Source organism: Pyxidicoccus xibeiensis, assembly GCF_024198175.1.
Taxonomy (GTDB): domain Bacteria; phylum Myxococcota; class Myxococcia; order Myxococcales; family Myxococcaceae; genus Myxococcus; species Myxococcus xibeiensis.
On record NZ_JAJVKV010000011.1, the window covers coordinates 338,651 to 347,669 of the forward strand.

A 9,019-nucleotide genomic window follows, 5' to 3' on the forward strand; every position below is an offset into this window, starting at 1 on the left:
GCACACCCTGGTCGCTGTCATCTCCATCCTTGCCCTCGGACTCATGCCCCAGTCAGCCGAGGCCGAGTGCACGGCTGGAGCCACCCGTTCCAGCACCATGAGCAATGGTTGCGTGATGAGGGAGGTCTGCAACAACCGCACATGGGAACCTCTCGGGTGCAGCGGGACTCGGACATGTACGGGGTGCGGCGGCAAACAGGGAACCCAGACTTGCGACGAGGATTGCGGCACTTCAGGCTGCAACGTTGGACCAGAGACTTGCAACAACTGCGACGACAACGGGGATGGCTCCATTGACAACGCATGGAATAATTCGAACCACAACTCGTTGGCCGAAGCCTGCAATCCGAACGCCTGCGGACAAGGCGGCACGCGAACCTGCACGGCAGGTATTTGGAGTGCATGCACAGGCTGCGGGGGTGTCGCAGCCTGCGTGGGTTGCGATAGCAAACCAGGCACCAGGGCGTGCGCCTCCGATTGCTCGGCCGCACCGAGATGCAACGCTGGCGCCGAGGCATGCAACAACTGTGATGATGACGGCGACGGACTGGTGGACGAAAGCCTGACACGCAACACCTGCAGCAGTCCGGTCGGATGCAGTGGTCTCGAAACCTGTGTCAGCGGACAGTACGTGTGCAAGTTCCAGGCGGGGACCCGCCGCACGTGCTGGGAGTTGGGTGTTTCCTGTCCAGATTCCACCGCTGAGTGCCGCGCAGATGGCAGTGCGGGTCCCTGTCAGCCCGCCACGGCACGCCCCGAGGACTGCAATTCCTGCGATGACAACCTGGACGGTGTCGTCGACAACGCTCCTGGTGGGATGACTGGCAGCATCACTCGCTCCTGCACCAACTCTGTCGGCGAGTGTTCCGGGGTGAGCCAAGTCTGCGAGGTTCGGCTCAGCAATGGCGGAGTCTGGCTCGACAACCGGTGGGGAGTCTGCGTCGGGCCCGCAGAGACCTGCAACGGCGAGGACGATGACTGTGATGACGACATCGACGAGGGCGACGTCTGCCGTTCTGACACCACCGCCTGCTGCGTCCCGGTCTCGCAAGAGGCAGCATGTAGGGGCAAGGACTGCGGCCCCGTTTCGGATGGATGTGGTGGAACCTACGACTGCGGCACGTGCCCTATGGGAGACCCCTGCTTCAGGAACTACTGCTGCCAGCCCAACCCTGAAACGGGCGGGTGCTGACACCTGCGGGCAGTGATGTGCGGCTTCTTTGAGATTCGAGGGGTGGGTACGATGAAGCGGCTGATTGTGCTGATTGTGGTGTCCGCGTCCGTCTTCGGTGCTTGCGGGCCAGACAACGGCAAGCCGGCGACAAGTAGTCAGGAGTTGCCAGAAACACGGCGGCAGCGCCAGCCACTGGCGCTGCCGCCAGAGGTTATTCTTCCAACCGAGACCGACTCGGATGGAAATGCTGTGGGCAACACGAGCGGCACTTCCGGAGTAGGGCCGGATGGCGCGGCGACCTTCCGCATTCCACTGTGGGTGCCCGAAGGCCGCGCGGGTCTACAGCCTTCTCTAGCGCTGAATTACAATAGTAATGAAGGTAGCGGGGTGCTGGGTGCGGGGTGGAGCCTATCCGGCATGTCTCGCATCACCCGCTGCAAGAAGACGGTGGTCCAGGACGGCGTGGCCGAACCTATTACGTTCACCGCGCAGGATGCATTCTGCCTTGACGGACAGCGTCTGGTTGCGGTTCGAGGCGCATACGGCGCGAGCAATACAGAGTACCGCACCGAGGTGGACAGCTTCGCGAAGGTGGTCTCCCTGGAGACGGACGCACTGGGTCCGACTCTCTTCAGGGTCTACCTTAAGGACGGGAAGGTACTGATTTACGGCCAGCTCAATGGGTCCACCTTCGCGGGAGAGCGTATCCACGTCGCCCCACTGGCTGAGACGTCCTTCAGCACCACACGCGACGGCTTGGCCAACCGCTACGCCTGGGCACTGGCTAGGGTGGAGGACCGCAGCGGCAACTACATGTCGATGCACTACACCCTATCCAAGGAGGACAACGAGGAAGACGGTGAGCAGGACGACGAACCCCACCTCGGTTACGAGCACCTGCTGACCCGAATAGAATACACCGGGTCCTCGCTGGGTGCCGGCACACTCCCGCGGCGCTCCATCCTCCTCACCTACGCGGACCGGCCCGACAAGCGCACATCGTTCGTCTCCGGTTTCAAGCTCAGGGCCCGCAGGCGCCTCTCTGGGCTGGAGATGTATGGGCCCAAGCCGGAAGCGCCCGGTCTACTGCGCAGCTATCGCTTCACCTATTTCTCAGATCCTTCGGTTGGAAGTGAACTAACGACCGTCAAGGAGTGCGACGGTGCCACTCCAAGCGTCTGCAAGGCCCCCCTATCCTTTACCTACACCAGCAGCAGCCCCCAACATCAGGAACTCCAGACAGGCGCCGACGACCTGACAGACCGTGCCGGCTCCAGCGGTGACCGTGACATCTGGATATTGCAGCCAGCTGACGTGGACGGTGATGGGCGGGATGATCTGCTGTATCGCAAGCCGAGCGGCACGACGGACCCGGTCAATGGCTACGCCCAGTTCAAGTGGGTCGTGCGCCATGCGCTGCCCTCTGGAGCGGGCCTGGGCGCCCCCGTGGACACGGCGCTGCCGTTGGCGTGTGCATCTCCTATTGAGGGTGAGAACGGCCGATGGCTCGACCTCAACGGTGATGGACGTACCGACGTCAGCATGGTGCAGAAGCTCAGTTGCGGCCCGTCGCCGTCACGACAGCTCCTCAATTACCTGAGCAGCGCCAGTGGCTTTCAGCAGGTGGACACGGGCGAGGCAGGGGACGTGCGATTCGCAGACCTGGAAGGCGATGGAAGCATCGAGTTCCTCCAGGTGCTGTTGCAGCCATCCGGACGTCCACAGCTCTCATACCGTCCCAACACACTTGGCAATCTCCAGCCCTTCCTACCGGTGAGCACCTCCAACTACAACGACAACATCGGCTTTTCGCTGGACCTGAATGGCACCGGACGGATGAGCCTGCTCATCACAGAGAAATACACACCGCCACCCGCTGGCACCGTCACCGTGGGCAAACGTTACTGGGCCGTCGAAAAGCGCGACGGCGCCTTCTCCAAACAGGAGACCACTCTGGTACGGACGGACGTCAATCAGAAGGTCTACCTGTTCGCCGACGTCAACGGAGACGGGCTGCCGGACGCCATCCGCTCCCCTCTGGCGGGGGGGGCGGTCATCGAGACGTTGCTCAACACAGGCAACGGCTTTGCCGAGCCGGTGGCGCAGACCCTACCGGCCGCTGCGGCACCGAGGTCGTGGACACGGGACAACGGCGTTCGCGTGCTCGATTACGACATGGACGGGCGCGAGGACATCCTGTTGATGGACGGGGAGCGCCCGCAGCAGAACCCCGTGGTGCTGCTTTCCCGCGATGATGGCTTCGTTGTTTGGATTGTCACCGTTCCGGTGGGCCGTGGCACTCCGGCGGGCTACGTCCTTTCGCAGGTGCTGGATGTGGACGGCAATGGACTACCGGACCTGGCCCAGGTGGTGAACGGCACGCTTCGCATCCACAAGCGCACGGGTGTCATGCCGGGTCTTCTGCAGCGCGCCGACGACAGCCTGGGGGCGCAGACCACCTTCCTCTACAAGCCACTGACAGACTCCACGGTCTACCAAGCCGGCACAAGCTGCGCCTTACCACGCCCCTGCGTACGCAAGGGCCGCTGGGTTGTCGGCGAGCACTTGGTGGACGCAGGCGAAGGGCATCCTGCTCGAACCACCCGCTTCTTCTACGAGGATGGCCGGGTGGACGCGGCCGGGCGAGGATGGCTGGGCTTCGCGGCGGTGGTGGCCACAGACGTGCAAACGGGGGGCATCGTCCGCACCGAGTACGACCATCAGACGATGGTGGGCACCCACTACCCGTACGCCCTGAAGCCGATCCGCGAGAGCATGTCGGTGATGGATAACGGCTGGAAAATCGTGCGCGAACGCTCGCTGATCTACCGCACCACGACGCGTCCTGGATCGAACGGCGTGTCGCAAGTGATGACCATCCTCCCCTCCAGCGGGGAAGAGACGGAGCGCATCCACGCTCAGCAACTCCCCTCCACGAGCGGATTCTCGCGCACCACGAACACGACATGGAGGTACGAGGATGCCTATGGCAACCTGCTGGCGACGACGCAGAGCACCGTCGGCGGTGATGAGCTGACCTGGAACGCCGAGTACTCCAATACCGAGTCGAGCTGGCTCGTAGGATTGCCTACCCAGATACGGGAGACGAGCACTATCGGTGGCACCTCCACCACGCGCACCCGGCAGTTGGAGTACGCGCCGGACACGGGGCTGTTGACGAAGGAGCTCCTTGAGCCTGGAGACCCGCAGCTGCGGCTGACGACGACCTTTGTTCGGGACGCGGATGGCCTGGTCTCCCAGGTGGTGCGCGAAGCGGTGGGGCTTCCGGCCCGCACCACCACCTTCGGGCATGACCCGCTGGACAGGACGTACCCATCATCAGTGACCAACGCTGTGGGCCACACGGTGCAGTACGCCTATCATCCGGGACTGGGCGTGCTCGCAGCCAGCGTGGATGAGAATGGAGTGCGAGCGGAGTGGAAGTACGATGGCCTGGGTCGACTGAGGTCAGAGGACGGGCCCACCCTGGCGGACACCACCGTCAACTACACTCGGCAGAGCGGCTCTACGCATGCCTTCCAGGTGCACTCAAAGACCGAGGGCGGGCAACAGACCTGGACGGGGTATGACCGCCTCGGACGTGTTGTGACGAGCCGCAGTCTTGGCTTCGACACAAACGTCTACGTCGACGTCTTCACGAGGTACGACGGATTCGGAAGGCTGGAGCAGGTACGTACGCCCAACCCACGGGGCGGTACGAAGCCGGTGACCACGTCGTTCCAGTACGACAAGCTGGGTCGCACGATCCAGGCCACTCATCCGGATGGCACTTCCGTCACCACCCGCTACGAGGCAAAACCGGAGGGCGTGTGGACACGCACGGTAGACGAGAAGGGCAATGTCACCCGGCAACTGGTGGATACGAACGGACGCACAATTCGCAGCGAGGACGAAAAGCAGGCCGGTATTGCCGTGGCCACCACCTACGAGTACGGGCCCTTCGGCGTATTGCGCAAGAGCCGCGATGGAATGGGCAACGAGGTGGTGCTTGAGTACGACCGATGGGGCCGCCGTACCCGCCTGCTAGACCCGGACTCCGGCGAGGACCTGACGCGCTACAATGCGTTCGGCGACGTCGTGGAGACGCGGGACGGCAATGGCGACACCACCGCGTACGAGCACGACGTGCATGGGCGCGTAATCCGGCTCACCAGCAAGGATGGCGAGTCCACCTTCCAGTGGGATGTGGGAGCTCACGCGCTGGGACGGCTGACGGGCAGCACCCGCAAGGGCGATCCGAGCACTTCCCTGGACGACATTGGCGTGACCCACACGTACGACAGCCTGGGCCGCCCCATCCAGGAGACGTGGAGTGTGGAAGGCCGAATCTACGCCCTCATCCAGCGCTATGACACACACGGGCGGTTGCAGCAGGTGGTGTATCCGGCGGTGTCGGGTCTTCGGCTGGCAATGGAGTACGCGTATTCGGCCTGGAACGGGCAATTGACCGTCGTGCGGGAGCCCGCCCCCTCAGGCAAGGTGCATTGGAAGGCGGATGCAGCAACCCTGACGGGACAGCTGTCCCAGGAGACGTACGGGAATGGAGTGGTGACCCGCCGCCTCTATGATGTCATGGGGCGGCTGCGATTCATCGACTCCAAGCTCGGGCCGGCGGGTCCGCCGGTCCAGGCACTTGCCTACACGTATGAGGCAAACGGGAATCTGCGCAGCCGGCATGACCGGCTAGCGAAGACCTCCGAGGACTTCGCCTACGACGCGCTGGACCGGCTGACACGCTGGACGGTGACACAGAACTGCCGCACATCGGTGCTGGATTACGGTTACGACGACCTGGGCAACCTGCTGTCGCGCACGGTGAGGCAAGGAACTGGCGTGGGCAGCAGCTATTCTTATGGAGCGGACACCGCCGGCCCACACGCGTTGACGGGCTCGGCCGTGGGCGTCTACCGCTACGATGGGGCGGGCAACCAAGTTGAGGCACCGGGCCGACTGGTGCAGTACACCGGTTTCCGCCTCCCGACCTCGGTAACGGACGGCGCGCTGACGGCATCCTTTCGCTATGATGCGCACAATCGCCGGACGGTCAAACGGAGCACGGATGGCTCGGTGACGACGTATGTCGGTGGACTGTACGAGGAGCGTCGTACTCCGGACGGTTCGACAGTCCACGCCTTTCAAGTCATGGGCGCCGGACGGGCGCTGGCCCAGGTGTTCTGGATGGTGGCGCCCGGGGCGTCGGCGATTCAAGAAAAATGGCTGTACCTCCACGCGGACCATCAGGGCTCGATGGAGACCATGACAACCGCAGCTGGGACGGTGGAGGGCCGGTCGAAGTATGACCCCTTTGGGCAGCGGCGCCGACCCGATGATCTGACCGCGCCGCAAATCGCGGTCCCCGGAGAAGTGAGGAACGGATTCACGGGACATGAGCATGACGACGAGTTGCGGCTCATCAATATGCGCGGACGGATGTATGACCCGCAACTGGGCCGCTTCCTCAGCCCGGACCCATTCGTACAGGCACCACTGTTCGGCCAGTCATTCAACCGTTACAGCTACGTCTTCAACAATCCGCTGCGTTTCACGGATCCATCAGGATTCGTCGCCACGGAGCGGGTGACGTACTACGACAGTTGGTACGGTGGATGGGTATCTCGAGACTTCGGTGGTGGAACGCCCGCCGGCTCCCGTTCACCGGACATCGGACAAGGAGGCGGGTTCTTCGACGGCATGAAGGGTAATTTTGACTTCGTCTTCGTCATGATGGCGAAGCCTGACTCCTGCACGGACTGCGGCGGTTCAGGAAACGCTGGCAAGGAGGAAGCACAAAGCTCTGGGTTGGAAACCGTCGTACGCGCTCCGAGCTACGTACCGCTGATCAGCGAACAGGAAAGCTACGCGCGACTCACCTTGCTGTACTACCGAGGAATACAGTTCTTCGCAGGTATGGGAATGGGCGCCAGCGCGGGCCTGCTGCCCTTCGGTTACATGCTGCCGCTTCCGGAGAACATGTCGGACGATGCGCGCCTGGGTTTCGGTGTGGGCATGGGGGGTGCGAGCATCTACGAACTCTTCGAGGGATTTGGCGTCATGGCCGGCGGCCTGCGGTCGATAGGGCTGGGGGTGGGAGGAACTGGCCTTAGCGGCGGCTGGGGAGCCGTGCTGGGAGTTCCGCTGACTGTAGCGGGCGCCGTCTCGGTGGGCGTCGGCGGTGTCATGGTGGTGGACGCGAGCAATAAGGGCGCGAAGGCCCTAGACATCCTCATGATGTCCAATGAGGGTGGCGGCCCGCCAACCCCTGCCGCAATGGGGGCGCCTGCACGAACGACGGAGGCCGCGAAGGATATCAAGTTCACAAAGGAGATGAACTCACAGGCGCGGGCAATCGCCAGAGGAAGCGAGATTGATAAGATCGAAAGGCTCAAAGAGTTGTTTGGTGGAAGAACTGGTGATTGGAGCAAGATGAAAACGTGGGATGGCGGCGGTCGCGAAATTCACTACTACTTGGGCCCCAATGGAATGAAAGTCGGAATCAAATTCAAAGGGGAACTGGATCCCTTCTAGCCATGCTCATCAAGCCTAGACCCGACCTCCACGAATCAATGCCCGATGGCAGGACCCATCCGTCGATAAGTATAGGTCGGTTGTACATTGTTGTGACGCTCTTGACGGATGAGTTCCGGCTCGTCAATGACGAGGGCGAGCCCATTTTGGTACCACGCTCTCGGTTCGATGTTCTTGACGACTGGCTACCGAATGATTGGGTGCGCGAGGAGGCAGAGGTTGATGCTTGGTATTGGTGCGGGCCGCCTCAGTTTGCTGTGCAGGGCTTCTTCGAGCGCTGGCACGATGGCAACAATCACGAGCGACAGGTCTTCGCGGATGTATATGAACGACTTTGGCACCACTACGAGGCGCAGCTCGGCGCCCAGGAGATGGTTCTCAAGCGTTGAGGGTGCCTCGTTCGTGAAATTGCAGGGCGACAGCGGGCGCAAAACATAACCGAGGGCAGCACAGAACCTGCTCTTTGCCCCCTGCGTCCCGAGGGAAGAAGCTGGTCCTCCTGCTGATCCTTGACGGAAGGACGACAGTCACATGAGGGCTGTCGGAGAAGGATGACGGATAGACCATGCCGAACGAACCGTAGGCGACACTGGAACCGCAGGTGCCATCCCGGCCCGTACCCACTGGAGGCGGACCGCTTGGCAAAGAATTCAGCTCCATGCCACACCTGCCTCGACGTGGGCAGGGCGCACGCACCGAGATGTGCGGCTCTTCAAAGAAGGAGCGGCGATGGATGGTGGATCGACGCCGCTCCTGGATCAACTGGTTCCGCCAGCGCACTGGGAGTTTGGAGATGCAATTGAGTTTTGATTTGAATGAAATGCCACCCATACCTGACTATCTAAGCTGATGGAGCAGTATCTTGGCTGCGCAGATGACCAGCGTGACAAACAACTAAACAACCTACAGTTCATAATCTATGGCTACACGGTAGCCCTAAAACAGCACCAATTGGGTGAGCCGACCGAGGACTTCCTCTCGGACTTCGCACACTCCCTCCGAAAGAAGTTCGGAGGGAGCATGAGCACAGGCCCCATTGCGGCCATTCGTCGTGAAAGCAAGAACGATGAGGTCGCGTGGAGTCGATTCTGGATACTCGTCTGGGAGTTCAGCAAGAGCCTTGGCATGGACAAGCAAGCGTGAGTTGAGCCGTGAGTCTCCCCAAGCGAAGGGCTCAGGGCGTGAGAAAAAATGAGTCTTCCGGCTCGCCGAGCCACCCTTGCGCGATGGCGAGCAGGAGGTTGTGGGCGACGAGTGCGAGCAACCAGGCCGCTTCGGCTCGCTTGCGACCTCGTACGT

At 62.2% G+C, this 9,019-nt stretch carries 3 protein-coding genes; all 3 read left to right on the plus strand.

What is annotated here, in order from left to right:
• Positions 1-1,243: 1,243 nt before the first annotated feature.
• The 3 genes from LXT23_RS36885 (at position 1,244) to LXT23_RS36895 (ending at position 8,863) form a co-directional block, all read left to right on the plus strand.
• Complete coding sequence (locus LXT23_RS36885; RefSeq protein WP_253985113.1) at positions 1,244-7,720, plus strand: RHS repeat-associated core domain-containing protein; 6,477 nt, start codon at positions 1,244-1,246, stop codon at positions 7,718-7,720.
• A gap of 101 nt (positions 7,721-7,821) precedes the next feature.
• A complete protein-coding gene (locus tag LXT23_RS36890; RefSeq protein WP_253985114.1) occupies positions 7,822-8,109 on the plus strand; it encodes a hypothetical protein in 288 nt (95 codons plus the stop codon).
• 460 nt (positions 8,110-8,569) lie between these two features.
• A complete protein-coding gene (locus tag LXT23_RS36895; protein WP_253985115.1) occupies positions 8,570-8,863 on the plus strand; it encodes a hypothetical protein in 294 nt (97 codons plus the stop codon).
• The last annotated feature ends 156 nt before the right edge of the window (positions 8,864-9,019 follow it).

Excerpts from the sequence above, each read along its gene's own strand:
- LXT23_RS36885 (WP_253985113.1), top strand. The coding sequence starts at position 1,244 with ATGAAGCGGCTGATTGTGCTGATTGTGGTGTCCGCGTCCGTCTTCGGT.
- LXT23_RS36895 (WP_253985115.1), top strand. The coding sequence starts at position 8,570 with ATGGAGCAGTATCTTGGCTGCGCAGATGACCAGCGTGACAAACAACTA.